Here is a 24908-nt window from a genome sequence, read left to right on the forward strand (position 1 = left end):
TTTTTCTTTCCTAGTCCAGCCGTTCATTGGTATTTTTGCACAATACGTTTATCCCCGCCTTCAGCCCGAAACTTCTCCATCTCTGCGCTAAAGGCTTCAAGTACACTAAGATAAGGCGACTGCTTACCGATACACAAAGAGAATGCCACCACATCCAAAACGGTAGGCACTTCTGTCACCGACTGACTCACGGCGAGCTCTTTTAACACATAGTTCGCGACGATTTTATCGGTCGCTATCACATCTCCTCGTCCTTTTGCGAGCATGTTAAACGCATCAGCTAAATCAAACAGCAAGATCCGCTGGAACTCAGCTTCAGGAAAATGGGCGTTACCCCAACCATTGCCAGAGTAATCCAAGATGTTCAATGGTTTGAGATCATCCACCGTCTGCACGTTGACAAGCTTATTGACGCTGGCAGGATCGTTTTTAGTAAATAGTGTGATCGGGCCAACCACTACTGGCTCAAGCGCGGCATCCACATACTTCAGCCTTTCGCTGGTCGCAACCGAAATGAATGCGTCGGCTTGACCGTTTTTCACCATGCTCTGCGCTCTCGCCCATGGTAAGCCTTGGTGAGACACTTCCAGCCCCATACGATGTTCAAGCACTTCTCGTGCAATATCAACCAGAATACCCTCCATCTGCCCTTTGTTATTGACGTAGGAATAGGGAGGAAAAGCATCGAAATAAACGATTTTCAGCTCATTTTGCGCCTGAGCATTAACAAGGGGGCTAACAAACAACAGCAAAACAACAAAGAGGCGACGAAACATAAAAGACCCTGATTTCACTCGTCAAGCGTACTCGAAATAAACTCAACAACACTTCGTTTAACAAAGTATATCGGCAATATCTAAAGTTGCGCTCTTCACTAGCGCTTAATTGATAAAATTTTCACTTATTATCAAGGCGAGGCTGAACCACCGCAAACCGTTTCACCACCGCACTTTTTTGATACTGAGATGCACGGGTTCGCGTCTGACTGGGCGTTTCACCAAACAGCCGCTTGTAATAATGATTAAACGTGCCGAGATGATAAAAGCCAAAGCCAAGTGCAATATCGCAGATCGCCCGCTGCTGCGATTGATCCAATAATACCCGTCGCACCGCATTCAAACGGCACTCACGCAAAAACGTCGCTGGGCTCACGCCAAGCTCTTGCTCAAAACAGTTGTGCAAGGTGCGCTGGCTGACACAGGCGATGGCGCACATATCGCTAATACTCAACGGATAATCACCATTCTGGTCGATGTACTTATACAGACGCCGCAACGCCTGACGCCGAGTATGGTAGCTGCGCGGTTCACGTTCAGGCGACACTTGAAACGCGCTAAGACGATCCATCACCGCTGTACGCAACATGGCGTGCAGATGCGCTTGTGCATCCCCCTCTTCAAGCAGCTTCTGTCCGAGTATCGACTGCGGACTCAACACATCTCGAATCAAATTCACTAGCGACCAGCAAGCGTGTTGCGGCACTCTGTTTTCAACCAATACCGCCGTTTCCCACTGGGCATTTTCCCATTGTCCCTGACTACCAAATTGCGTTCTGTTCAACAGCAGCTCTCGGTCGATCACAATGCCAAAAATATGAAAATCCTGCGGCGTGGCCAATTCAAATGATTCTTGCGCCGGACGAATCATCAATTGATGCGTCTGCGCTTGCAGACCATTTACTTTGGGCCGCTCGCTATCCATTGAAAAACCAATCCAAACGGCATTGGGGTTGACACAACACTCCTGATGGACAGCGTGACTGGTGTACTCCTCAAACAAATGCAAACCGGGCAACTTTATTTCGTCCAGATAACCGTTGAACTGCCCGGCACTGTGTTGATTATACTTTTGCTCCCAAGCACTTAGGCTTTGTGCCTGCTGGTTGACATCAAAACTGTACTGTTTGCACCTCGTTGGTGCGCATGAATTCCCTTCATGAAGCAATTGAACCAAATTCATTTTCACCCTCTTGCACCAGCATTAAGCGCCATTCCATTTATCTTACTGTTTTATTAGCTTATTTAACTTTGCCTATTTCCGTCATGCTCGCGGAACAATTTTCGCAGTCATTCTTGCAGTGATATGCCAAGGCAAATTGCAATGTTCAGGCCGACCAGCCCTGAGCAAACCCACATAACCAAACTGTAACGATGTAGAGAGGCACAATGAGTTCACGCTACCGATATCAATTAGGCAGTCAGACCTACCAGTTTGCTTCTTTGAAAGAAGTGATGGCGAAGGCGTCGCCGCTGCGCTCCGGCGACCAATTGGCGGGGGTGGCCGCCACATCGGCAGAGGAGCGCGTGATCGCGCAAATGGTACTGGCGGACCTGCCCCTTAAAACCTTCCTTAATGAAACCTTGATTCCCTACGAAAACGACGAAATTACCCGTCTGATCATCGATGATCATGATGCCCGCGCATTCTTGGAAATCGCGCATCTCACGGTTGGCGATTTTCGTAACTGGCTGCTGCAAGAAACCACCACCCATATTGAATTGGCGCGGGTTTGCTCAGGCATCACGCCCGAGATGGCCGCGGCAGTCAGCAAAATCATGCGCAATCAGGATTTGATTCTGGTGGCGAAGAAGTGTCAGGTGACCAGCGCATTTCGTAACACCATCGGTCTGCCCGGTCGTTTATCGACCCGTTTGCAACCCAATCACCCAACCGACGATATGAGCGGCATTGCGGCATCGATTTTTGATGGCCTGATGTACGGCAACGGCGATGCCGTGATTGGCATCAACCCCGCCACCGACAGCGTAAGCCAGGCGATTAAACTGATGAAGTTGATGGATGAAGTAATTCAGTATTATGACATCCCGACTCAATCGTGCGTCCTGACCCATGTGACGAACACCGTCGAAGCGATCGAGAAAGGCGCGCCGGTCGATTTGGTGTTTCAATCCATCGGCGGAACCGAAGCCACTAATCAAGGGTTTGGTATCAACCTGAATGTGATTGCCGAAGCCTATGATGCCGCTCAGAGCCTCAATCGCGGCACGGTCGGCAACAACGTTATGTATTTTGAAACGGGCCAAGGCAGCGCGCTGTCGGCCAACGGCCATCACAACGTCGACCAACAGACCTGCGAAGTGCGCGCCTATGCACTGGCGCGCAAGTTCAAACCATTACTGGTCAACACCGTGGTCGGCTTCATCGGCCCGGAATATCTGTTTGACGGCAAGCAGATAACCCGTGCCGGGCTGGAAGATCACTTCTGCGGCAAGCTGCTTGGCCTGCCGATGGGGTGTGACATCTGCTACACCAACCACGCTTACGCCGACCAAAACGACATGGACAATCTGCTGACGCTGCTCGGCGTCGCCGAGTGCTCATTCATCATGGGCATTCCGGGCTCCGATGACATCATGCTCAACTACCAGACCACCTCGTTTCATGACGCGCTCTACGCCCGCCAAGTGTTGGGTTCCCGCCCTGCTCCAGAATTTGAAAGCTGGCTGAAGAAAATGGAAATCTTCGATCAGGATGAACGCAAGCAACTCGCCGACGATTTATCGCCGCACTTTAGCCATCCCTTACGATTGATTCAGGAGGCCGTATGAGTACTACGCCGACATCCTCGTTAATCCATGAGGATCCATGGCACAAGCTGCGCCAGTTTACCCAGGCGCGCATCGGTATTGGCCGTGTGGGTACCAGTATTCCGACGCAAGAGCTATTACGTTTTCAGCTCTCGCACGCTCAAGCGATGGATGCGGTGCATGTGCCGCTCGACGAAGCGGAGCTGGTTGACGCCTTGGCGCAAAAACCGGCCATTGTGCCCTATCTTCCTGCGTTTTCGCTACATAGCCAAGCCAGTGATCGCCTCACGTATCTGCAACGGCCCGATTTGGGCCGCAAGCTCGATGATGCCTCGATTGCACGTTTGAAGCAGCACAGCGATAGCACGCCAAGCCCGTACGATCTGGCGATTGTCATTGCCGATGGTTTGTCGTCTTACGCAATCAGTCATCACGCGGCTCCCTTTATCGACGCCTTAATCACGCAGCTCCATGCCGACCAACGACATGACTGGCGTATCGCGCCATTGAGCGTCGTGCATCAAGGCCGAGTTGCGGTCGGTGATGACGTGGGTGAAGCGATCAACGCACGCGAGGTGCTGGTACTGGTGGGCGAACGCCCGGGATTAAGTTCCCCCGATAGCTTGGGGCTGTATCTGACCTGGCACCCACAGCGCGGCACCGAAGATTCACTGCGCAACTGTATTTCCAACGTGCGCCCACAAGGGCTGCCTTATGAAGCGGCCGCGATGAAATGCTTCTATCTGCTGGCGGAGTCACGTCGGCTCAAACTCACTGGCGTCGGACTGAAAGATCGCTCTGACGATACGATTCTCGAACACAAACAAACTCAATTTTTCTCTTTAACTTCAACGTCATAAAATAAGGAAATTCATATGACCACATCAAACGACTATCTGGCACAACGCCAGCTTAAGCGAGGTGCCGCAGGTTGGATCTTGCTGGCTGGCTTGGGCATTTCGTACGTCATCTCCGGTGATTTCGCCGGTTGGAATTTTGGTATCGCTCAGGCTGGCTGGGGCGGTTTTGTTATCGCCGCAGTGCTGATGGGCATTATGTATCTGGCCTTGGTGCTGTCGTTGGCAGAAATGTCTGCTGCAATCCCAGCCGCTGGCGGCGGTTACAGTTTTGCACGTCAAGCCATGGGGCCGATGGGCGGCTTTTTAACAGGCCTTGCGGTGCTCATCGAGTACTCTTTGGCTCCGGCCGCCATCGTCATTTTTATTGGCTCAGCGGTCAACGAGTTGATTGGCCTTGATGGCCCGCTGGTTTATGCGCTTTTCTATCTGGCTTTTGTCGGCATACACATTTTTGGCGTTGGCGAAGCACTGAAAGTGATGATGGTGATCAGCGGTCTAGCGGTGTTGGCGATTTTAGCCACTGGCATTGCGCTGGTGCCCGAATTTAACAGCGCCAACCTGTTTGATATTGAACCCACCCAAGGCGGCGATTTAATGATGCCTATGGGGCTCTACGGCGTGTGGGCTGCCTTGCCCTTTGCGATGTGGTTGTTTCTTGCTGTCGAAGGCGTACCACTCGCCGCGGAAGAAGCCAAAGATCCGCAAAAGGATGTACCAAAAGGGATTATTGCTGCAATGCTATTTCTGCTGTTTACCGCGGTTTTGGTTGTGGTATTACTCAGCGGTGCGGTCGGTGCCAAAGTGATTGGCGAGAGCGCCGTTCCTTTGGTGGACGCACTAAATATTTCAGGCCACACGCAGTTGGCAACGTTTGTGAACATTCTTGGTCTGGCAGGGTTAGTGGCCTCGTTTTTCTCGATCATCTATGGCTATAGCCGCTTGGTATTTGCTCTATCCCGTGCCGGGTATTTGCCGAAAAATCTCTCACTCACCAGTAAGCGCAAAGCACCGGTTCGCGCGCTGATCTATCCGGCGATTCTCGGTTTTATCATTTCGCTCACGGGTGAGGGAGATTTGATCCTCGCTATGGCCGTGGTTGGGGCAACGATCTCGTATGCGATGATGTCGGCCAGCCACATCCTGCTGCGTGTTAAGTACCCAGAGATGCCACGTCCATACAAAACCCCCGGTGGCATCGTCACGTCTACTGTAGCCTTCGTCCTGTCGATTGTCGCACTAACAGGTGTCTACGCCTATGACGTACGCGCCTTCCTCTTTACGCTGGCCCTGTTCGCTATCGGTATGCTCTATTACTTGCTCATTGGTCAGAACAACCTGATTGCCAAAACGGCCGAAGAGGAGTTTGCCCTGCTTGACAAGGCACAAGGCGAGCTTGAAGCGGCCTAACTGAGTTTTTCCTCAAGCCAGAGCGAAAAGAGAGCGCGATTCTCACTCTCGCGATGAGAGTGAGAATCGTCGAGGCGTAGTCTAGTTAAGACTGCGCCGCTGCCATCTTCCCTGCTCGAAAAAGGCCAAACCTTCTTGCTCAAAACGCGCCAGATAGAGCCACTGGTTTTCCACCAGTTGTCTGACAATCGCATGTTGCCTGATGACCGATTCAATCGCTTTTTCCGACGCATCGATCACCACCGTCAATCTCAACGGCTCATGTCGCCACCGCGAACCATCATGCAGCGACTGAATAGAGAGACCGATGCGCAAATCACCACCATTACCTTCAAACACACCCAAACGGCCACCCACCACATTGTGCAGCGTTTTGTTGCCCGAGCCGTAACGACGCGGGTCAACCGTGGAGGCGTAATATTGCATATTGATCCAGTTGGTCACCACCATAGGCGCAGTCATGATTTGCGCCAGCAAAGTGGCATCGGGGTCGGCTTCACTGCAATACTCGTGCAAAAACGTGCGGCCATGCAATGGGATGCCGCGCGTGCGTTCTCTGGGCGCGATGATAAACGCTGCGTTATTCGCCAGACCCCATTCCGGGCGGGTTTGCGCCCAATCAACGCTGCGACGGTCCATCTCTTTGGCTACCTTGCTGGGCTGATTGACATCCGCTTCAAGCCCGATTTGTGGCGCACGCTCTGCCCTTGCACTGCTTGAGGCAGCATCCAGCGTCGCTTGCAAGTCGCTCAGCTGTTTTCTCGTCGGCTCGTCTAGGCTATCGATATCAAACAAGCGCAGCGCCTCTGTGGTGGTATTGTGCAACGCCGCGACAAAATGTGTGCTGTCTGGTATCACCACACCCCGCTGACTCAAGCCTTCACGCACCGCTTGTTGATTGAGCATCTGCGCCAACGCGCGGGCGTTGACTTCACCCGTTTGGCCGCAGCAGGCACCGCAATCCAAGCCAGCGCGCTGCGGGTTATTGGCGGTTTCACTGCCATGCCCAACTAACAGCACGATCGGCGCTAAGTACTCAGTCAAGCCCATCCCTTTCAAGGCATTTTCTGCCAGTGTCACTTGCTGCTGTGTATCGGCAAGCAACGTCGGACGCAGTTGTTTTGTGTTGGCAAAGGATAGCCCCGGCATAGCCGCGTTTTTGCGCTTCGCCGTCAAAGGCAGCGCCCGTTTGACCAGTTTGCCCACATACCCCAAACCTAACGCTTCCACCAGTGTAAAGGTCGAGGCAGGCATACGATGAAACATCGACCAGCCCGTCTCCCGCTCTAGCGCTTGTTCTCGTTGCTTGGCGATCTTGGCGTCTTGCTCCGCACAGCCTGAGCTGTCACACACGGCAACACTCGGTGCTAACAGGCCCGGCAATTGCGGACGTTTGATTTGCGTGCCAAGCGGAACGTAGCTGATGGGGAGGCCAAAAAAGCCAGCAAAACCCAAGGTGGCAATCTGATCCGACTGCGCTTCAAGGTGCCGACGAATCACCTCCGAGCGCACATCGATACAAAATGCCGCTTGTACGCTGGGCTGCGATGACGCTTTTGTCACAGGATGCGCTAACTGTTGGCACAACTGACGCTGATAGCTCAGCTCATGGGCGCGCTGCCAAATCAGCCGCGCCTCGCTCTTGTGCGGATCATACTGCTGAAAGTGTTGCTGCCATTGCTGCTGCCAGCGCTGCCATACCGAGCCAGAATGGCGCGCTCTGTCGTCCACCAAGCACTCCCAACTCAAGCGGATCGCCAGTAAATCAACCAGTGTGTTGTCCTCTTGCTGCGACAAGTTAGCCTGCCATTTGAGATAAGCGCACCACGCTCCCCAACCGCTGACACGATAGATCACCGCCTGCAGATAATCGCGCCACTGCTCGGGCGCAATATTCAATTGGGTTAACGCTTGGCGAATTTGTTCTTGTGCGTCTTGCGCCATCTGATTGGCGAGCGCCGGAATGTGCGGCGCTTTCATCAATAGCGCGACACTGTGATCATGGCGCAGCGTCTCGCGCCAACTTTGATAAAGGCCAATGTCGCTGTGAGGATGCCAGTCGGCTTGATCTTGGTCGAAATAGGCAGCGCAAAACTGCGCGATCTGATGGGTGACGGTGTCACACCACGCCGGCTCTTTAAGCAAGTTTCGCTGGCCATCTAAGGTATCGCACAGCAAAGGAGCTGGCGAAGAAAATTCATCGTTGCCGTTGAAGGCCGCTAGCGCGCGCTCCCTATTCCATTCTTGGGCAAAACAGGGCAATGCCAACGCGTGGGTCAGATCTTGCGCGCTAATCGCACCGCTCTCCCAAAGTTGACGATAGTAGGCCAGCGGCATTGCCAACGGCGAGCCAGCCAGTTTCGCAAGGTGGTGAGCTACTTGGTTGAAGGGCTTGTCAACCCATGACCAATAAGGGTTGACCGCAATCATTCGATCCAATGGCCAGTTTGGCGCGATACTGTTGCAAGCGGACGAAATCGCCGAGTGCAGCAGCGCGGTAAAGTCATGTTCATCACGAAGCTGGGCGGTCATATCAGTTCTCCATACGTTGTTTTTTGACCTTTCACCTGCGTTTGTGCCTGTTCATGGCTGAAGGTGACGGGCCAGACTTTAAAGGTGAAGCGAGTGAAAAGTTCATCCAAATAAAATCCGTTGTAAGCCCACGGATAGAGGCGTTTGACCAGCGCATGATGTGCGTAATGGCGTATTGCCACCTGACCTGCGTAGAACAAGCAGAATATGGCGCAGACAAAGGCTAACAGCATCGGCTGGGTTTGAGCGTGGCTAGGGGCGATGTGGGCAAAGGCGCTGTGCCAAAGCAGATAAAGGTGCAAGACGAAACTGCTTTGCAACGCGCCCAATGCGATGGCAGGCAGCGATGCCAGTGCGCGACGCCAAAACAGTGGCGAAAGGCCAACGATGAGAATCACGCTCACCGCCACAGGCAGGGAAACGCTTGGCCACCACAGCTGCCAAATAAACAAGGTGCCAGTAACCAGGGCGGCGGAAAACAGCACTGCACTCAACATCCCTTTTATGGTCTGTGCCTGCGGCTGATAATTTTGACGTACAGTTTGCTCGACCGCGTCGCCCGCAGAGAGGAAGCTGTAGGCTTTATACAGCGAGTGAGCGAGCAAATGCAGCAATGCTAACTCGTACAATCCAAGGCCAATTTCCATCAGCATAAAGCCCATTTGCGCGCAAGTTGACCATGCGAGGCGAACTTTAATGCTGATGCGCGTCATCATCACCCACCCAGCTAACAGCGCCGTCAAACTGCCGACCACCACCAGCAGGGTCTGCGCGGCAGGGGCCAAACTGATTAACGCCGCCAGCGATATCAAGACAAATCCGCCCATATTGACCACCCCGGCATGCAACAGTGCAGAGACCGGCGTCGGCGCTTCCATCACCTGAATTAACCAGCCATGCAGCGGCAATTGAGCGGTTTTTAAAATCGCGGCCAAAGCAAACAGCAGTGCGGCCAAGTTCAATGAGAAAGGAAGATGTTGCCACTGCGCCAGTTGTTGGCTGATGGCGGAAAGAGAGAATGTGCCCAAAGCATGGTAAAGCAAGCCAAGCGCGCCAAGCAGACAGAGATCAGCCAGTCGGCTAACGATAAACTTTTTGTGCGCGACGATTTTGGCCGCTTTGCGATCGCGATAGTGCGTGAGCAAAAAGTGCAAACCGAAACTGGTCGCGCTCCACGCGCCTGCCATCAGTAGCATGTTGTCACTCGTCACTAACACGGCAACCGCAAACAGGGTAAACAGCATGGCCCGAACAAACCGCGGCTGCCCTTTGTCGCCATCAAGGTAGCGTGAAGCGTAACCAACAATCACCCAACCAAGCAGGGCGACCAAGATTACCATGAGCAGATTGAGCAGAGGCAGCGTCACATTGACCTTCGACACGACTAAAATGGGTAGACAAAATGCCACAAGTAGCGCGACTAAGGTGGTGATGCGTGCAATCAGCCAATGATGCTTTTTGCTCATCATGCTGAGCAAAAAGCCACTCCCGTAAACGGCGGTAAACAGTGAACCGCCCAATGTGAACAGCATAAACACTCCTACTGGAAAAAATAAACGCTTAGGAGTGGTATGTTGCAGCGAGCGAATTGAGATGTAAAATAGATAGATATGCACAAACCATTCTTTAATTGTGAACGATAAAAATGCGAACACTGAATTTTCATCATCTGCATTACTTCTGGACAGTCGCCAAAGAGGGGCATTTAACCCGCGCGGCACAAAAGCTCAATGTTTCCCAATCCGCCTTGTCTTCTCAGATCAAACAATTAGAAGGCCAACTGGGGCACGATCTGTTTCATCGCCAAGGACGTGCACTGCTGCTCACCGATGTGGGCCACTTGGTGCTTGAGTATGCCGAGAGTATTTTTAACTTAGGCAGTGAGCTGCTTTCCGTGATGGAAAGTGGTGAGCAGCACCGAGTCCAGCAACTGCGTGTTGGCGCCGTCGCGACGCTGTCTCGTAACTTTCAGGAAAACTTTCTGCGCCCGGTGATTGGGCAAAATAACGTGACGCTGGCGCTCAAGTCGTCAAATTTCGACGATTTGCTGGAGCAGCTTCGTGTGCATAAATTGGATTTGGTTCTGTCTAATCGACCGGTTCCCTCCGACTCCACTATCCCTTGGCGCTGCAAACGAATCGCCCAGCAAGGTGTCTGCCTTGTCGGCCCCAATACCAGCGCGTTGAACGCCCTGAGTTTCCCACAAGATTTGGGCAAAACCAAAGTGATCTTGCCCGGCCCAGAGAGCGAGATCCGCACTCAATTTGATCTCTATTGCGAACAACACGCACTCACTGTCAGCCCTTATGCCGAGGTTGATGACATGGCCATGCTGCGACTTCTGGCGCGGGACTCAGGAGCCGTCGCCGTGATCCCGGAAGTCGTAGTCCAAGATGAAATTCAAGCAGGTCTTTTGAAAAACTACGCAACGTTAGAAACCGTCACGGAAAGCTTTTACGCGATTACCGCGAAAAGGCATGTTGAACTCCCCATCTTAAAAACACTTTTTAACCTTTTATGACGAGCGGTGGCTTTTTTGAGCACATCACTCTGTCCCAAGCAGCAAGGAATTTTAGGTTACTTACCAATCTTACCCTAAGGCTAGGTTTATTAGCTTTCACTAAAAACCGATGATATCCCTTACTTTTCGCTGCAATACCGCGTAAGATCACTCATTTTCAAGCACTACTCCTCCAGCTTTAGAACAAAAAATCTTTAATAAAATGTTAACATAACGCCTAACTTCAAACGGGCTTGCACGCTGTTTTTGAAGAAGCCTAGGACAATTTCTCAAGGAGATTTCATGCTTAACGCTGTCACCGCCAAAGCGGTCATTGATCATGCTCTATTTCTTGGAGCCGACTTCGCTGAGCTGTTTGTAGAACATCATCAAACCAGTTCTGTTTCCCTAACATCCAAAGAAGTAGACAAAATCAACTCAGGTATCGATTTTGGTATCGGGATCCGCCTATTCTTTGGCCACAAAGTGCTTTACGGCTACACCAATAGCACAGATGAAACAGAGCTAAAACGCGTGACCAGCTTGCTCGCAGCCAAAGATAAACGTGAGCAAATCGCCCACGCTGGTACACTGAACCTCACTCGCTATCCCACGCAGCACGGCTGCATTCTGCCGCTCAAGCGCGATCCGCACTTAGAGTCCAAAATCGCCTTTTTGCATCAAGTGGACCTCGCTGCGCGTGCCCAGAGCGAAAAAATCGTTCAATTTATCGGTAGCGTATTGCAACGAGAACAGCAGGTTGAAATCTTCAACTCTGAAGGGCTGCACATTGCCGACACTCGCCACTATATTCGCGTTGCAGGTAATGCGGTTGCTCAAGATGGCAGTGAGCAAAGTACAGGGATGGACGGCCCCGGTGCGCTGGCAGGCTGGGAATACAGTCAGCAGTTGGACGCCAAAGCGCTCGGTTGCGACATCGCCGCCCAAGCGCTGGTGAAACTCAACGCCGATGCCTGCCCTTCCGGTGAGATGCCTGTGGTCATTGGCAACGGTTTTGGTGGCGTTATTTTCCACGAAGCGTGTGGTCACTTGCTTGAGACCACTTCCGTGGCAAAAAAAGCCTCGGTATTTCACGACAAAATGGGCGAGATGATCGCGCATCCGGTGGTGAACGCGGTGGACGATGGCACCATGACAAACGAATGGGGCTCTATTCACATCGACGACGAGGGTATGGAAACACAGCGTACTCAATTGATCAAAGATGGCAAACTGACCAGTTTTATGGTCGATAAGATGGGCGGAATGAAAACGGGTTACGCGCGCACCGGTTCAGGACGTCGACAAAATTACAAGTTCGCACCAACCTCTCGCATGCGAAATACCTTCATTGAAGCAGGTAACAGCTCGCTCGAGGAGATGATTTCCAGCATCGAAAAAGGCATCTACGCAAAAAAAATGGGCGGCGGCTCCGTTCAGCCTGGCACGGGCGAATTTAACTTTGCCGTTCGTGAAGCCTACCTGATTGAAAACGGCAAGATCACTAAGCCACTGAAAACCGCAACGCTGATCAGCACCGGGCCAAAAGTGCTGAAAGAGATCAGTATGGTTGGCAAAGATATGGCGCTGGCACCGGGGATGTGCGGCTCTGTCAGCGGCTCTGTGCCAACGACCGTGGGGCAACCGTCATTAAAAGTAGACAATATTCTGGTTGGAGGGGGCAACTAATGGACCAAAAACAACACCTGCTCACGGCAATTGATCATCTGCTCACTCAAGCCAAAGCAAAGGGTGCGCAAGCCGACATTGTGGCGCAAACCAGTGATAACTTCTCACTCAAAGCCAGCAAAGGCCAATTGGATGAGTACAAAGTCAGCACTTCTCAAGTGATTGGTGTTCGCGTTGTGAAAGACGATCGCGTCGCCACCAGCTACTCTGAATCGCTGGCAACAGAGAGCTTAGATCTCATGCTTAACAACGCGTTAGAAAGCGCTAAGTACGCGAAAGTTGACCCTAAGCAAAAGATCACTGTCATCGATAGCCAACTGACTGCCGACTACCCAGAACTCAATCAAGCTTGTGATGCCACTGTCGATGACAAAATTGCCCTAAGTCTGAGATTGGAACAAGGCGTGGTGAGCCGCCCGCATGCCAGCAGCTCACCCTATAACGGCTACAGTGATGTAACCAGCCAATTATTGATTGCCAATACTCAAAGCAGTTTATGTCAGCAAACGGAACGTTACCATTCCGCTTACGCCTATACCCTGTTTGAAAAAGACGGCAAACAGTCGATGGCTGGCGCTATGAGCTTAGGCCGACGTTACATCGATCTCGATCCTGAGTATTGCATTGATGCAGGCTATGAGCAGGCGCGTGATCTGCTCGATGGTGCGCCGGTTAAAACGGGCAACTACTCCGTACTGTTCACCATTGACACCTTAAGTGAGCTGTTTGGTGCCTTTTCTGCCTGTTTCTCAGCCTCCAGTGCCATGAAAGGCTTCAACCCACTGCGCGATAAAATCGGCGCGGCCATTGCCAGCCCTCTGCTAACGGTTTCCAGCCAAGCTTACGTTGAAGGGGGTTTTCGTATCCACCGTTTTGATAGCGAAGGCACGGCGGCGCAAGATCTGGTCATTGTTGGCGCAGGCGAGCTTCATTCTTTGCTGCACAATAGCTACACCGCCGCCTACTTTGGCGTCGCCAATACAGGCCATGCCTCTCGTGGACCAAAAGAGAGCTTAGAAGTTTCGGCTCATCACACGGTGATTGGCTCGGGTAACAGCAGCTTTGCAGAAGTGACTGCGGGCGAATACTTAGAACTGGTCGACTTACAAGGCGCGCATTCTGGCGCAGATTTTATCAGTGGCGACTTTTCCTTTGGCGCGAGCGGGTTTCTGTGTCGCGATGGCAAACGAGTCCAACCAGTACGCGGCATTACTGTGGCGGGGAACTTCTATCAAATGCTGAAAGAGATCGAGGCTGTTGGTTCCTTGGTCGAAGCCAACGATTCGTACAGCTTCTACTCGCCGAAGATTCGCTTTGCTCGTTTGAGCATTGGCGGGAAATAAAATCACTGCTTGGAGGGCGAATGCCCTCCTTTTTCCCGTCACACACCACTCTTCCTTGTGCGCCTAGCCAAACCAACTCTTTTCTTTGACAACTTTCGTGACTGTGTTGTTGAAATCATCAACATTGCTTTGGTCATTTTCGCAACTTTTTGTACAATGCGCCGCAAACAGTGTGCCATTCGCCACTAAAATAAAACGAGTTATAAGCTAGGTTCGGCGGCATTACCCACCGCTGCGCACACTTTCAGGAACTTACATGTTGTCGTCACTGAGATCGTTTTTCGCCAAGGATATTACGCAAAACCGTCGTTTTCTGCTTTGCCAAATCTTGGTGTTTGTTGCTATTCAGTGCAGTTTCTTTTTATCCAATTTTTATGTGGTGCAAGCTGATCGGGTCCATGTGCTCTCCTTCACCGCCGCCTTCATCATGGCGATTTTCCTCAAATATTCATGGCGCGTGATTCCCGGCGTGGTCTGTGGATTGCTGTTTTACTACAGCTATTTTTCCCATCGAGCATTAGTGATTACCCTGCTTTTCTCAACTGCTTTGCCTGCAATCCCGCTGCTATTTTCCACCATTTATCAGCGAATTATCCAAAGTTTTGATGCACATAACTTTCCGTTAAGACTGGTCTATTACATTCTTGTGTTGGGGCTCGCTTACCCCATCGCCAATAGTCTGCTTTTGATCAGCATCAGTGACTATTTTGGTGCGGTAGCGCAGTTTGATATTCAGTTTCTATTTTATTCCGTGCTCAGCGGCGCATTGACACAGTTGGTATTAACGCCCTTGTTTACGCTGGTGATCCATTATCTCGCCGAGGGAAGTAAGGCGCCTTATATCCAACTCGACAAAGCGATGCATGAAGACAGCCTCACCAGCTATCACTACCGTTTGTGGTTTACCATCTGCGTTTTGGTCTGTGTCTTCACCCTGTTTGGTGAAAGCTCGCTCTATCGCGACACCATGTCGCTGCTGTTGATCTGTCTGGTGGGCGTCGGCATTGGCAAGTATGGCCTTGTTCGGCCCGTGCTGTTTGCCACTTTTGTCCTGCTACTGACGATCGAAGACGGCGTGAGCCGCCTCAATCAAGGCATCCTCTCTGAGCGCCACTTCTACGGTATTTTGCTGGTTTTGTTTGTCATGACTGCCTTGATGTTTATGCTTGGTGCGCACTCGATCAAAAACTACCTCACCACCCGCGAAGCGATCGTACGCGAGCGGATAGACCCTTATACCGGGCTATTTAATCTCGCGCAGATGCGTGAAGATATCGAACAAAGTGGTCACGTGGTGCTCATTTTCATCAATCTGACCCCGACCGTTTCCAAGCTGAGCAGTTTGGGGCATCGAGGCCGCGCGCAACTGATCAAACAACTGAGCCACTACCTCAACGAGAAAACGCAGTACATTAAACGCTGCTACCTACCACCTTTTTCTGAAGGCTTGGTTTGCTACGTGCCACGTCTACCGTATCTCAATTCCGAGCTAAAGAGCCTGATCCGTCTGCTTGATCAGTTCCATTTTTACTTTCAAGATACCTCGATTAGCCTCGTCAAACGGACAATTCACTGTACTGACCTAAAGTACGATCAAGATCTGGAAAGCTTGGTCTCATCACTGTGTGAACAGTACAGTGATGCGCAAACGGACATCAAATGGCTTAACCAGCACACCACACCATATTCCGAATTAGAAAAGCTCAACTTCATTCAAAACTGCTTTAAAAACAATCAGTTTGAACTTTATTGCCAACCCTATCGCAACCTACATGGACGCTTAAAAGAAGAGTACTTCGAGGTACTGCTGCGGCTTAAAGTCGACGGTCAGACGATGATGTCACCAGCGGAGTTTTTCCCGCTCATCAACGAATTTGGTTTGGAAGTGGAACTCGACAAGTGGGTTGTCAGCCACACTTTTATCAGCCTCAGTCGATTTGTCGATAACTGGCAGAGTATCGGCCGCTGCTCAATTAATCTCACCGCCAAAGCGCTCAGTGATGATAGCCTAGTCAAAGAGGTCGTTTCCTTAGCTCAGCAATACGGTGTGCCGCTGGACAAAATCTGCTTTGAGATCACCGAATCGGATGCATTACGCGATGAGGCACAAGCGATTCTTGCCATTGAACAGTTGCGTAAAATCGGTTGCACTATTGCACTGGATGACTTTGGCACCGGTTACGCCAGCTTTGATTATTTACGCCGTTTGCCTTTGGACATCATCAAAATTGACGGTTCGTTTGTCCAAGAAATTACCCACAGTGATAGGGACAAAACCATCGTCCAAGCGATCAGTCAGGTCGCCAAAACCATGAACTTGACCACGGTCGCTGAGTTTGTCGAATCTGAGCAACACGCCGACATTTTGTGTGGTTTAGGTATCGACTACGCACAAGGTTTTGGCATCGCTAAACCGCTGCCACTGATGAGCCATTTAAAACGTTGTCAAAAAAGCAGAGCCATCTGAAGCACCCCATCCCCCCTACAGACCGCCCAAATGTGTTGGCTTTTTCGCCACTTTGAATACAACACCAACATCCAAAAAATAACAAATATTTGCAATATTAAACTGGATATTGACATACATTCAGTTCTTATCTCTATTTTGCCGAAAAAATAGCAAGCAGATAATTTACATAATCTGCCGATCTGCAGCAGATATCGCTAGCTTGTCCATGTGATATATCAAACTAAAATGTATAACATTCGCGAAATTATTATTTTCACAAAGGCAGTATTAAAGTGAAAGAATCTCGAGAAACGTTAAATTTTAGTGATCAGGCACAAACTGGCACTTGGTCCAAACACGATACCCATTGGGTACTGAGCCTCTTCGGCACCGCAGTAGGAGCGGGCATTTTGTTTCTGCCAATCAACTTAGGCATTGGTGGTTTCTGGCCTCTGATGCTGATGGCACTGGTCGCATTTCCCATGACCTTTCTTGGCCACCGGGGATTAGCACGCTTTGTCCTTTCTTCTCAACAGTGCAACGCGGACTTCACCGACGTGGTGGAAGAACACTTTGGCAGCCAAGCCGGCCGTTTGATTTCACTGCTCTACTTTTTGTCTATTTTCCCTATTCTGCTCATCTATGGCGTTGGCATTACCAACACGGTCGATAGTTTTATGGTCAACCAAGCGGGCATGGCTTCATTGCCACGCGTGCTACTCTCCGGCGTATTGGTCGCGAGCTTAATCGCCATCATGCTCGGCGGAGAAAAGCTGATGCTCAAAGCCTTTGCGGTAATGGTTTATCCTCTGGCCGCCATCCTGGCATTTTTGTCTTTCTATTTGATCCCAGATTGGCAGTTGCCATCATTGACGATACCGAGCAGCGTTGATTTCATGCAAACGGTATGGCTTGCCGTGCCCGTTGTGGTGTTCTCTTTTAGCCACGCTGCGGCGATTTCCAGCTTTGCTAATGTACAGCGTCGCCATTACGCAGAGCACGCTGAGAAAAAATCGGAACAGATCCTAAAGCGCACCAGCGTGATGCTGATTGCTTTTGTACTGCTGTTTGTCTTCTCTTGTGTGCTGGCACTTTCTCCAGAACAGCTCGCCGAAGCGAAAGCGCAAAATGTCTCGGTACTTTCTTACCTAGCCAACGCCACCAACAACCCATTTATCGCTACGTTTGGCCCTCTAGTTGCCTTCATCGCCATTACGTCCTCGTTTTTAGGGCATTTCTTGGGCGCACGGGAGAGTCTCAATGGTCTTATCACCAAACATGCGCGCATCAGCAACAACAACGCTGACAAGATCACCATTGCGCTGCTATTTGTTTCCATTTGGATTGCGGCAGTCATCAATCCAAGCATCCTTGGCATGATGGAAACACTATCAGGGCCAGTGATCGCCATGATCCTCTTTATCATGCCTGTGTATGCGATTTACAAAATCGGCGCCCTGCGCCAATACCGCCATAAACTCAGTACTTGGTTCACTCTGCTTAGTGGCTTGCTGGCCGTATCCGCACTTTTGTTCTCTATGGTGTAAGCAGAAACACAAAGGGCTCCACAAGGAGCCCTCAACATGCTTTAACTAAAATTGCCGACTTAAATCAGGCTCATGACGCTGACAACAATAATCAGAGACAAGAGACAAGTACGGCCGATTACGCCAAAGTGTGTAGGTTGAATCATTTCATGATGCATATCCAATCTCCTCTTTATTATTGTTTTCGACATCATGTTGACAATATGATTAATTCCTCACCAATTCTCAATCCATAACAAGATTAAATTTTTATGACAAAGAGTCATATTTGCGATGGATTTCTCATAATTTTTTATATCTAACTGATTTTTAATATAAATTAAAATCAGAATCTCTCTGCATTGAAGAGAAGAACCAGCTAACCTGGGGATCGTTTTGAGTTTTTATTCAAAACCCAAGATCAAAAAAGCCTCCCTGAGACAAAGGGGGGCTTTATTTTTACCCGAGTGTGTTAAAAAGCGGCTCGGTTAAACCCGCGATAAAAACGCTATTTTGCGCTTAATGCTTGGTTTTCAAACACCACTTCCTTCCAACCAAAACGCATAAAGTTGCGGATATTCTGATGATCGAGATTATCCGGATACTGCAGCACATCTTCACGATAGAAACGGCCAAAACAGGCTAAGGTTTGCGGCATACTGAGGCCATGTAGCTGAGCAAATGAGAAGATCTTACAAGATCCATTGTTCTGCCCTACTTGGTTCTCGCACTCACCGTTACGAAAAGCGCTGGGAGTAAAGTGGTAGTTGGCGTCGATTACCTCGATCACGTGATCAAACTCAACGCTATTCGGGGCCGATTGCAGTTTTTCGAGCAGTGCATTTAGTGTCATCTGATTTCCTTTGGTTGAAACAATAGTTTCATCTATCTCCTGTTTAACTGTCACAGAAACTAAATAGATTCTTGCGGTTAATCAAGTCATTTATCAAAAGGAGTTTTCTATGACACGTGTTTCGCCCTTGGCCGCTCTAACGGCGCTTATTCTGCTCTCTGGCTGTGCTCAACAGCAGCAAACAGCCGCTTCGAGTGAGCTGGCATCTGCTTGCCAAGTCACAACCAGCATTCCAAGTACTGAGATGTCATTGAGCGGTTTAACCTACCTCGGACGTTACATTGCACAGGCTCCTTTTGCCTCAAGCGCGGCAGAGATCGTCAGTTACGACAGTTGCACCGACAAACTGTACGTGGTCAACGCCAAAGCCGGTTTAGTCGATGTGTTGGGTCTTGATGAACATAACCAGCCTTTCTTACTTGGTCACATTGAGTTGGCCAGCGCTGGGAAATCCGCTGGTATTGAGATTGGCGCAGCCAATAGTGTTGCTACCCACAACGGGTTAGTGGCGGTCGCGGTAGAAAATGCCAACAAGCAGGCTAACGGAATTATCGCTCTGTACCGCTCGTCCGATTTGACACTCATTACCACTTATCCGGCTGGCGCGCTGCCCGATATGGTGAGCTTTTCCAAAGATGGCCGCTATATCGCCAGTGCTAACGAAGGTGAACCCAGCGGTGACTACCAAGTCGACCCAGAAGGCAGCATCACTTTAATCGACCTTGCTAACGGGCCAATGCAAGCCAAAGTGCAGCAAATTGATTTCAAAGCATTTAATGAAAAGCGGCGTGATGAGATTGAGAAAGTGCGGATCTCTGGCCGCAACGCAACCCCAGCACAAGACATCGAACCGGAATATTTAACGTTCGCCGATAACGGCAAACTGTACGTCTCCCTGCAAGAAAATAACGCTCTAGCGATCATTGATGTTGCTTCCGCGCGTATCGAGAAAATTGCCCCTTTGGGAGAGAAATCTTGGTCCAGTGCGCAGCTAGATGCGTCAAACAAAGATAAAAAGATCGGCAATTTCCGTGCATATCCTCAGTTAAGCGGCTTGTATATGCCAGACAGCATCACCAGCTATCAAGCCGAGGGCAAAACTTACATTCTTTCCGCTAACGAAGGCGATGGCCGCGAATACGGTATCGAGACAACGCAAAGCCGCTGCGATGAACTGGGTTTCTCTTGGCAAGAAGAGGACTATCGCTCCACCGATGCCTACAGCAACAAATTGGGCTTTTGTATTAGCCACATCGATGAAGTGCGTGGCAAGAAACTGAAAGTCGATGACAAACACCCGCTGGCGGCCGCACTGAAAGACAACAAACAATTGGCACGCTTAAAATTCATCAAACCCAATGCAAAAGTGGCCGCCAACGAGACACTACTCACTTATGGCGCACGCTCATTTTCCATTTGGGATGAACACGGCGAGTTAGTCTTTGACAGTGATGACCAGTTCGCTCAAATCGCCTCGATGATGGAAGGGGAAAACTTCAACAGCAGTAACGACAGCAATCTTAGTGCCGATGATCGCAGTGATGACAAAGGTATCGAGCCTGAGGCGATCGAAGTGGCTAACATCAATGGCCGTACCTACGCTTTCATCGGTTTAGAGCGCCAAGGGGGCATCATGGTTTATGATGTCAGCCAGCCACGCGATGCAATGTTTATCACTTACGTCAACCATCGCGATTACTCTCAGCCCGTGTGTAGCCAAACCAACAAAGACGGTGAATGCACCAACGACCAGTACAATCCGTTGGCAGGTGATCTCGGGCCAGAATCCATTCGTTACTTCCAACGTCAAGGGCAACATCTTTTGGCGGTTGGCAATGAAGTCAGTGGCACGACCTCTGTGTATCGCCTAGATTTTTAAACGTGGAATCGAAAACATTCTTATAGCTCTTTATAGCAAAGCTGGCTCTCACCGCGAGAGTCAGCATCTTTCAAACTCGCTATTGAACAGCGTAAGAAAAGAAGGCTCGACAGAACAGGCATGAGTTTTCACTCTTTCGGAGAAGGGTTGCTCTGCCAAGCCGGGCGAAGATCGATACGGCGATGTCGCCCTAAATCGTGAGAATTATTTGATGATCTGATCGCACTTCGCTGCGCAGATAAAGTCGTTTTTGTGCAGCCCTTTAATCGAATGGCTCCACCAAGTCACAGTCACTTTGCCCCACTCCAACAAAATCGATGGATGGTGGAACTCTTGTTCCGCAAGCTCTGCGATTTGATTGCTAAACTGCCAAGCCTGCATAAAGTTCTTAAACTTATACACCTTCTCAAGCTGCGCAATACCATCACGATGCAACAATTGCCAACCTTCCAACTCAGTGATCAGAGTTTGTTGTTCCATATCGCTCAAAGGCATAGCATCAATATGGCAAGCCTCGCATTTCAATTCATCAAGCATGTTCAGTTTCCTTTGGTTGAAAAAGTGGAGGGAGCAAACCCGCTTCCATGGCGAGATCCGCTTCACTCAGTAAATCGAGTCGACTTAGGTCAAAAAGACAAGAAATGTCATCCAGCACGTAGTATGCGGGCTGCATGATATCAATTCGGTAAGGAGTGCGAAGTACCGTCTGGATATCAAAAGGTCGGCGCTGCGCCCGGGTATCATCCAACGCATATAAAGTCTCGCCGGGCGATGAGAGAATGCCGCCGCCGTAAATTTTCAGCTCTCCCTGTTCTTTAACCAAGCCGAACTCAACCGTAAACCAGTACAAACGAGCCAGAAATGCACGCTGTTTGGGCGTGGCGGCAAAACCAAGTTTTCCATAAGTTTCGGTAAACTTGGCAAAGTTGGCATTCGTCAGCATGGCGCAATGACCGAAGATCTCATGAAAGAAATCGGGTTCCTGCAAGTAATCGAACTCTTCACGACGGCGCAAAAAGGTCGCTACCGGGAATTTTTTGTTGGCCAGCAAATTGAAAAAACGGTCAAAGTTTATCAAAGCAGGCACGGGCTCAACGCACCACCCTGTGGTGTCGCGCAGCACTTGGTTAATCTCTGGCAATTGCGGAACACGCTGCGAAGAAAGGTTGAGCAGACGCAATCCGTCCAGATACGGCGTGCACGCCCTGCCAGGAATCACTTCCATTTGCCGACTAAATAGATCGCGCCAGATAGCGTCTTCTTCTGTGTTCCAGTCAACATACCCTTGTTCATCAACGGCTTTCGAATGATAGGCGTCCATTACGCGTCTCCGGTTAACATTTCCTTTACATAAAGCCTATCTTCTCAACTCAACGCTTCCAATCCCCGTGAGGGTTTTGCCGTCAATTTTCCGTGTAACATTTTTTTTACATAAGCAGTTCAAGCCCTTTCAATTCAATAAGCTGGATTGAGTCTGAATGTTTGACTTTCCCCATTGTTGGGTTAAAAATTAGTCATGTTAATAAATGATTAACAATGAGAAGAACAATGACAACGTCAAGCCCAATCTGGACACCTTCTAAAGAGCGAGTGGCCAACAGCAATCTGAAGAAATTCATTGAGCACATCAATATGCAAGGCGAAGCGATCGACAGCTTTGCCGACCTCTATCAGTGGTCTATCGTCGAGAACAAAAAGTTTTGGATGGAGGTCTGGGATTATTGCGATGTGATCGGTTTTCAGGGCGATTGCATCATCGGAGAAGGGAAGCCGAAGTGGCAAGCGTATACGAGTAATCGAGACAACCTTTGGTTTCCGCAAGCGGAACTCAATTATGCGGAAAATCTCCTCTCCTCGGCCTACCAAAAACCCGCCGAACCTGCGCTTATTTTTCGTAACGAACGTGGCGAGGAAGACCGCCTCACTTGGCAAGCGCTGTGCGATCAAGTGTCGGTTATTCAGCAATGGCTTATCCGCAATGGCGTAGGACGTGGTGATGTGGTGGCTGGCTATCTGCCTTATCTGCCAGAAACCGTGGTCGCGATGCTGGCAACAACCAGCTTAGGCGCGATTTGGACATCAACTTCACCCGATTTTGGCGTAGACAGTGTTCTTGAGCGATTTGGCCAAGTTAAACCCAAAGTGCTGTTCTGCTGTGACGGTTACTCCTTTAGTGGAAAAACCTTCGATATGTCAGAAAAAAACCGCGAAATTGAAAAAAACTTAGCAGACTTGGTAAACATCTGTGAGATCGAGTATCTACAAGCACCTGATGCGGTTCACAACAGTAACTACTCCACTTGGTCGGCGATTTTAGAAAATTATGAGCCCAAAGGGATTGAGTTTGAACGCATTGGCTTTAACGATCCTTTGTTTATCCTCTACTCTTCCGGTACGACGGGCAAACCGAAATGTATTATTCATTCTGTCGGCGGCACCATTCTCAACCATCTCAAAGAGCATCAACTGCATTGTGACATTCAGCCCGACGATCGAGTGTTTTACTACACCACTTGTGGCTGGATGATGTGGAACTGGCATGTCTCTGCTCTCGCCAGTGGTGCAACCTTAGTCATTTTCGATGGTAGTCCTGTGTATCCGGCGCATTCAGTCCTGTGGGACATGGTCGATGAGCACAACGTGACGCTATTTGGCACGTCGGCTAAATACTTAGAAGCATTGCAGCAAGCCTTTTACGAGCCCGCCCTGTTCCATCAGCTCACCTCGCTAAAAACACTCTGTTCGACTGGCTCGGTACTTTATCCAGAGCAGTTCGATTTTGTCTACGGCAGCATTAAACAGGATCTGCACTTGGCATCGATTTCCGGCGGCACAGACATTTGCGGCTGCTTTGTGCTGGGTAATCCTATCTCTCCAGTCTATCGGGGCGAAGTGCAAAGCGCAGGCCTTGGCGTTGCCGTCGCCGTGTTTGACGATAAGCAAACACCACTGATTGGCGAGCGTGGCGAGTTGGTTTGCCGCAACTCTCTGCCCAACTATCCGATTGGTTTTTGGCACGATGATGGCGAGCGATATCATCACGCCTACTGGGCAAAATACCCTAATGTTTGGCACCATGGCGATGATGTGATGATGACGCAAACAGGCGGCGTGGTGTTCTATGGCCGCAGTGATACCACTCTGAATCCCGGCGGGGTACGTATCGGCACTGCCGAGATCTACCAGCAAGTCAATGCGCTGACTGGCATCGAAGACTCCATCGCGGTCGGGCGGATTCATGAGCGCAATGAAGAGATTTGGCTGTTTGTTAAAATGGCGCAGGGTTTTGAGTTTACAGAGAGTGTTGCGCAGCAAATTCGCGCAACGCTCAAGTCACACTGTTCGCCACGTCATGTACCGAAACAAATTTTTCCGGTCAGCGATATTCCTCGCACCCGTTCTGGCAAACTGGTTGAACTGGCGGTGAAACAGGTCGTGAACGGGCAAGAAGTGAAAAACCTCGGTGCTGTGGCCAACCCAGAAGTGCTGGATGAGATCGCTCAGTTCGCCACAGTAGACGCAGGCTAGACAAAATAACGAAAGAAACAGAAAAACGTGAGGCGAGCATTGTGCTCGCCTCATCGGTATTTGATGATTTCATTTAACGGCTAGCTAAGCCGTCTACCCATGCCCACTAAAACGGGATAGGTTTTATCGTCCATCGTTAACGAAAATGCAGGGCCCACTTCAACATCGACAAAACCTGCATTGGTGAGCGCTTGACGAACTCGCTCCTCTGTGAGGCCATCAACCTCTAAACCTTGCTCCGCGGCATCCGCAGCCCAATCCCAATGAATAAAACAGCCACCTGGATTGAGCAAACTGTGAGCGATATCCAAAACGCCAGCCAAATCATCGACAAACGCGCAAACCGATGAGGCAACCACCAGATCAAATTGACCACGAAACGCAGGGTGCTGCGCTACTAGTCCACGCGTTAAGCTGTCGACGACAGGCTCAACATTAGGCAACTGCTTCTTATCGAGCTCTTCAATCATCTCTTCGCTTGCATCAAGCGCAACAATGTCTTTCACCAATGGCGACATTTTTTGCGTCAATAAGCCAGTACCACAACCAAAGTCCAACACTCTTGCGCCCTGTAGATCAACCCGATCTAACAGCTGATTAAACACAGATTTGGCAAATTCTTCCGTCGCAGGATTGCTCTCCCACTCCTTAGCGACCTCATCCCAATTGTGTGCCATCATGGCCTCCATAATTACTTCTTGTAACGGGAACTGCGTATAGATTAACTCAAATTTCTCGCCACGTCATAGAGTTATTAACGCCAATCTGTGTGCAAAAGAGCCACTTAACAACCG

The 24908-nt window shown here is 50.1% G+C and carries 18 protein-coding genes; 10 read left to right on the plus strand and 8 right to left on the minus strand.

Translation table 11 applies throughout. The annotated features are described in order from the left end of the window. Positions 1 to 23: 23 nt before the first annotated feature. On the minus strand, positions 24 to 776 hold the full coding sequence (locus tag EWA64_RS19870; protein ID WP_061894504.1) for a substrate-binding periplasmic protein: 753 nt from the start codon (positions 774 to 776) through the stop codon (positions 24 to 26). Between the two features lie 121 nt (positions 777 to 897). After that, positions 898 to 1959: a helix-turn-helix domain-containing protein gene (locus tag EWA64_RS19875; RefSeq protein ID WP_244881463.1), complete on the minus strand. Its 1062-nt coding sequence runs from the start codon at positions 1957 to 1959 to the stop codon at positions 898 to 900. Positions 1960 to 2165: 206 nt separating this feature from the next. Here EWA64_RS19875 and EWA64_RS19880 point away from each other — a divergent pair, with 206 nt between their 5' ends. From EWA64_RS19880 to eat, 3 genes are read left to right on the plus strand one after another with little or no spacing between them, the layout of a single operon-like run. Then, positions 2166 to 3569, plus strand: a complete 1404-nt coding sequence (locus tag EWA64_RS19880) for an ethanolamine ammonia-lyase subunit EutB (RefSeq protein WP_061894503.1) — start codon at positions 2166 to 2168, stop codon at positions 3567 to 3569. After that, the gene (eutC, locus tag EWA64_RS19885; RefSeq protein WP_061894502.1) at positions 3566 to 4408 is read left to right on the plus strand and encodes an ethanolamine ammonia-lyase subunit EutC; all 843 of its coding nucleotides are present in this window, start codon (positions 3566 to 3568) and stop codon (positions 4406 to 4408) included. The genes EWA64_RS19880 and eutC overlap by 4 nt, the downstream gene beginning before the upstream one ends. A 15-nt stretch (positions 4409 to 4423) precedes the next feature. Next, positions 4424 to 5815 (plus strand): ethanolamine permease, encoded by a 1392-nt coding sequence (gene eat, locus EWA64_RS19890; RefSeq protein WP_061894501.1) that lies wholly within the window; start codon positions 4424 to 4426, stop codon positions 5813 to 5815. An 81-nt stretch (positions 5816 to 5896) separates the two neighbouring features. On the opposite strand, the gene EWA64_RS19895 is transcribed toward eat, so the two are convergent. Then, entirely contained in the window at positions 5897 to 8347 is a 2451-nt protein-coding gene (locus EWA64_RS19895) for a YbcC family protein (protein WP_061894500.1), read from the minus strand. Further along, the gene (locus EWA64_RS19900) at positions 8344 to 9879 is read right to left on the minus strand and encodes an NADH-quinone oxidoreductase subunit L (protein ID WP_061894499.1); all 1536 of its coding nucleotides are present in this window, start codon (positions 9877 to 9879) and stop codon (positions 8344 to 8346) included. Before EWA64_RS19900 ends, EWA64_RS19895 begins: the two co-directional genes overlap by 4 nt. Before the next feature lie 113 nt (positions 9880 to 9992). Between EWA64_RS19900 and EWA64_RS19905 the strand changes: the two genes are divergently transcribed. The 5 genes from EWA64_RS19905 (at position 9993) to EWA64_RS19925 (ending at position 17875) form a co-directional block, all read left to right on the plus strand. Continuing rightward, the gene (locus tag EWA64_RS19905; protein WP_061894498.1) at positions 9993 to 10868 is read left to right on the plus strand and encodes a LysR family transcriptional regulator; all 876 of its coding nucleotides are present in this window, start codon (positions 9993 to 9995) and stop codon (positions 10866 to 10868) included. Positions 10869 to 11150: 282 nt separating this feature from the next. Beyond that, positions 11151 to 12536 (plus strand): TldD/PmbA family protein, encoded by a 1386-nt coding sequence (locus tag EWA64_RS19910; protein WP_061894497.1) that lies wholly within the window; start codon positions 11151 to 11153, stop codon positions 12534 to 12536. Next, the gene (locus tag EWA64_RS19915) at positions 12536 to 13879 is read left to right on the plus strand and encodes a TldD/PmbA family protein (protein ID WP_061894496.1); all 1344 of its coding nucleotides are present in this window, start codon (positions 12536 to 12538) and stop codon (positions 13877 to 13879) included. Before EWA64_RS19910 ends, EWA64_RS19915 begins: the two co-directional genes overlap by 1 nt. 256 nt (positions 13880 to 14135) lie before the next feature. Continuing rightward, on the plus strand, positions 14136 to 16346 hold the full coding sequence (locus EWA64_RS19920) for an EAL domain-containing protein (RefSeq protein ID WP_061894495.1): 2211 nt from the start codon (positions 14136 to 14138) through the stop codon (positions 16344 to 16346). Positions 16347 to 16621: 275 nt separating this feature from the next. Beyond that, the gene (locus EWA64_RS19925) at positions 16622 to 17875 is read left to right on the plus strand and encodes an aromatic amino acid transport family protein (RefSeq protein WP_061894494.1); all 1254 of its coding nucleotides are present in this window, start codon (positions 16622 to 16624) and stop codon (positions 17873 to 17875) included. 487 nt (positions 17876 to 18362) lie between these two features. Here the strand turns inward: EWA64_RS19925 and EWA64_RS19930 are convergent, their stop codons facing one another. Continuing rightward, positions 18363 to 18707: a HopJ type III effector protein gene (locus tag EWA64_RS19930; RefSeq protein WP_061894493.1), complete on the minus strand. Its 345-nt coding sequence runs from the start codon at positions 18705 to 18707 to the stop codon at positions 18363 to 18365. A 109-nt stretch (positions 18708 to 18816) separates the two neighbouring features. On the opposite strand from EWA64_RS19930, the gene EWA64_RS19935 reads away from it, so the two are divergent. After that, entirely contained in the window at positions 18817 to 20586 is a 1770-nt protein-coding gene (locus tag EWA64_RS19935) for a choice-of-anchor I family protein (RefSeq protein ID WP_061894492.1), read from the plus strand. 204 nt (positions 20587 to 20790) lie between these two features. Here the strand turns inward: EWA64_RS19935 and EWA64_RS19940 are convergent, their stop codons facing one another. Both EWA64_RS19940 and phhA read right to left on the minus strand, forming a co-directional pair. Further along, entirely contained in the window at positions 20791 to 21123 is a 333-nt protein-coding gene (locus EWA64_RS19940) for a 4a-hydroxytetrahydrobiopterin dehydratase (RefSeq protein ID WP_045572102.1), read from the minus strand. Next, positions 21116 to 21907, minus strand: coding sequence for a phenylalanine 4-monooxygenase (gene phhA / locus EWA64_RS19945; RefSeq protein WP_061894491.1), 792 nt, complete (start codon positions 21905 to 21907; stop codon positions 21116 to 21118). Before phhA ends, EWA64_RS19940 begins: the two co-directional genes overlap by 8 nt. A gap of 227 nt (positions 21908 to 22134) precedes the next feature. Between phhA and EWA64_RS19950 the strand changes: the two genes are divergently transcribed. Then, positions 22135 to 24114, plus strand: coding sequence for an acetoacetate--CoA ligase (locus EWA64_RS19950; RefSeq protein ID WP_061894490.1), 1980 nt, complete (start codon positions 22135 to 22137; stop codon positions 24112 to 24114). Between the two features lie 80 nt (positions 24115 to 24194). Here EWA64_RS19950 and EWA64_RS19955 read toward each other — a convergent pair whose 3' ends face one another. Continuing rightward, positions 24195 to 24803, minus strand: a complete 609-nt coding sequence (locus EWA64_RS19955) for a class I SAM-dependent DNA methyltransferase (RefSeq protein WP_061894489.1) — start codon at positions 24801 to 24803, stop codon at positions 24195 to 24197. Positions 24804 to 24908: the final 105 nt, after the last annotated feature.

The organism is Vibrio cidicii (assembly GCF_009665415.1).
GTDB lineage: Bacteria > Pseudomonadota > Gammaproteobacteria > Enterobacterales > Vibrionaceae > Vibrio > Vibrio cidicii.